The 3,362-nt window shown below is 45.5% G+C and carries 2 protein-coding genes; both read right to left on the bottom strand.

Features of this window, described 5'->3' with window-relative positions:
* Window positions 1-115: 115 nt before the first annotated feature.
* Complete coding sequence (locus CAG68_RS03325; RefSeq protein WP_005376099.1) at window positions 116-592, bottom strand: DM13 domain-containing protein; 477 nt, start codon at window positions 590-592, stop codon at window positions 116-118.
* 195 nt (window positions 593-787) lie between these two features.
* Window positions 788-3,112, bottom strand: coding sequence for an FdhF/YdeP family oxidoreductase (locus CAG68_RS03320; RefSeq protein ID WP_054730253.1), 2,325 nt, complete (start codon window positions 3,110-3,112; stop codon window positions 788-790).
* Between the last annotated feature and the right edge of the window lie 250 nt (window positions 3,113-3,362).

The following is a 3,362-nucleotide window of genomic DNA, read 5'->3' as shown; positions in this document are numbered from 1 at the left end:
ACTCTAAACAAAGGCTCTTAAATTTAGAATGTTTAAGAGTCTTTGCCTCTTAATTATGCGAAACAACATCCTAGCGTAAAGTGAAAAGAAAAGCCTTTCACTCTACTGCTAAGGTTTATTGATACTTTGCCGAAGTAATGAACTCACCGAATGTCTCGCACCATACAACAACCGTATTGTATTCAGAAATTGAAGTGCTTTGAGGAACCTCAACAACGAAGTTATCGAACGTTTTGACATCACCAATTAAGCTCATCTCAGATTTAAGGTCATTAAACTCTTGTTCCGTTTCGACAAACTTAGGAGATAGATAGAGTTTATAGTCTGGTCCGGGAGCGAGTTTTCCTACCAACGTAATGACTTCAGAACTCAAATGAATTTCTCCCTCCCCCCAATGAAAAGCGTCGCTACCTTTGAGTTCCCTCTTAAACACTGCGCTGTATTCTGCGCCTTGCTTGCTCTTAGCAACTTGCTCATCGGTCGGCGCAGGTGGTGCAATAAGGATCGGTAAAGTATAGATACCGATCGCAATGCCAATAGAAACTGCCACTAAGTGACTGATTGTTAATTTAATTATATTTTTCAAGGTCATAAGCATCTTCTTATTAGTTTTACTACTTGAAATTAGATTCAAATCGGCCTTATCTGTCTATTATCGAGCAGCATAATGTCATTAACATTATACACAAGCTATGCGCACTAAATGCAGACTGAGCGCAATTAAAAACGGCTGATAATTAATATCAGCCGTTTGCTTATCCGAAATGTCGTTGTGCCGGTTTGGTCACTATTCCGCTTCCACCAAAGCGATCTTATCGGATGTCGATTTTTCCAATTTTATCGCAATAAACTTAGAGGTTGGCGTAAACGTTCTATCCCCATAACTGTCCAAAGGAACTAATGGGTTTGTTTCTGGATAGTAAGCCGCCGCCTGACCTGCTGGCACATCATAGGCAACAAGCGTAAATCCGCTTACGCGACGCTCTACGCCATCTTCCCATAATGACACCATGTCCACTTTGTCGCCCGGTTCAAAACCGAGTTTACGAATATCCGCTTCATTGATAAACAGCACTTCGCGCATACCAAATACTCCACGATAACGGTCATTCAAGCCGTAAAGTGTCGTATTGTATTGGTCGTGTGAGCGCATAGTTTGCAAGATCAAATCTGGCTTTTGGCCTTTTTCGAGTATCGCTTCGCTGATCAACTGCTTCGGCAACTCGCTAGAGCTGAACTGCGCTTTGCCGCTTGGTGTATTCCATCGACGCTCGGCAGCTGGGTTTACCAAGTGGAATCCACCTGGGTGTTTAAGCTTATGGTTAAAGTCGGTAAAGCCCGGAATCGTGTCGGCAATCAAATCGCGAATACGGTCGTAATCTTCAATCGCCCACAACCAATCAATTGGTTTTGCTCCAAGTGTAGCATTGGCAATACCGGCAATAATCGCTGGTTCTGAACGCAAATGCTCCGAACGCGGTTTTAGCTGACCAAATGAAATATGTACCATGCTGAAGGTATCTTCAACCGTCACGCCTTGTGGGCCAGTCGCTTGCTGATCAATCTCAGTACGGCCTAAGCATGGAAGAATAAGCGCATCTTTACCTGTGACAAGGTGAGAACGATTTAACTTCGTCGAAATGTGTACGGTTAAATTACAGTTTCGCATCGCGTTGTGCGTACGTTCTGTGTCTGGCGTTGCTTGTGCAAAGTTGCCGCCCAAACCGATAAATACTTTCGCTTGCCCTTCTTCCATCGCTTTAATGGCTTGCACAGTGTTGTGGCCTTCATCGCGCGGGACGGCAAAGTTAAATCGACTTTCAATGCGATCCAACAACAGATCTGAAGGTTTTTCATCAATGCCCATCGTACGGTCGCCCTGAACGTTACTGTGACCACGCACTGGTGAAAGCCCCGCTCCCGGCTTACCAACGTTACCTCGTAACATTTGCACGTTTGCGACTTCTTTAATGGTTGGCACAGAGTGACGATGCTGAGTCAACCCCATCGCCCAACACATGATCACACGTTCTGCACGTCGATACATGCTCGCCACCATCTCGATTTCACTTAAATCAAGACCCGATTGTTCCGCGATGTGTTCCCAAGAGGTTGCGTCCACTTCAGCCAAATACTCATCAATACCTGTTGTGTGTTGCTTGATGAATTCACGATCAAATACCGCTTTTCCACCGTTTTGCAATGCCTTGCGTTCCCATTGCAACAAGAATTTCGCGATGCCACGAAACACTGCCATGTCTCCACCTAAAGCAGGACGCAGGTACGCCGTGTTGGTAGGCTCTGAACCGTTACTCAACATCTCAATCGGCATCTGTGGGTTTTGGAAACGCTCTAATCCGCGCTCTTTCAGCGGGTTTAGACAGATAACCTGTGCTCCACGTTTTACCGCTTCACGCAGAGGTTCAAGCATTCGTGGGTGGTTCGTACCCGGGTTTTGACCAATCACGAAAATCGCATCAGCTTCTTCAAAATCATCAAAGATCACTGTGCCTTTACCAACGCCAATGGTGTCTTTCATCCCGATAGCACTGGCTTCGTGGCACATGTTGGAACAATCTGGAAAGTTATTGGTACCGAATGCGCGCACAAATAGCTGATACAAAAACGCCGCTTCGTTGCTTGCACGACCAGAGGTATAAAACTCAGCTTGGTGTGGTGAATCCAATTGATTGAGATGTTTCGCGACAAGTGCAAAAGCCTCATCCCAAGAGACTGGCACGTAGTGATCGGATTCAGCATCGTATCGCATTGGGTGCGTGATACGGCCTTGGTATTCCAACCAGTAATCGGTTTGCGTTGAGAGAGAAGAAACGCTGTGATTGGCAAAAAACTCAGGATCAACCAGACGATTGGTCGCCTCCCAGTTTACCGCTTTCGCGCCATTCTCACAGAAATTGACTTTACCACTATCTGGCGACTCGCCCCATGCACATCCAGGGCAGTCGAAACCGCCATTTTGGTTGGTTTTGAGCATAGTGCGAATGTTTTTAACTGCATTTTCACTGCCCCACCAACTTCTGGTTACGGCTTTCAGTGCACCCCAACCACCAGCTGGACCTTTGTATGTTTTTATTTGTTCTTTTTGGCTCACGACTTTACTCCTCGCAGATATACCAGCAAGCAGGGTGCCCGTGAAAACAAGCGCGTTATTTATTGAGATAATGCGGAAGTATTGAAGGGCTTAGTTTCTAATCCATGTATTTTTTAATCCAAATAAGTAACCACTCAACATGCTCTCGCTTGTCCGAGCGTTTACTTATCTAGATTCTTGATATCGGATACCCGCCTACTGCTTCTAAGACTGTTAGATTCAATGCGCATTGTTGCGTCTTGATCTAAAT

The sequence above is a fragment of the Vibrio sp. V42_P2S4T144 genome, assembly GCF_009904715.1.
Taxonomy (GTDB): Bacteria; Pseudomonadota; Gammaproteobacteria; order Enterobacterales; family Vibrionaceae; genus Vibrio; species Vibrio alginolyticus.
The sequence above is the reverse complement of the archived record's forward strand: the minus strand, read 5'-3'. Positions and strand labels throughout refer to the sequence as shown.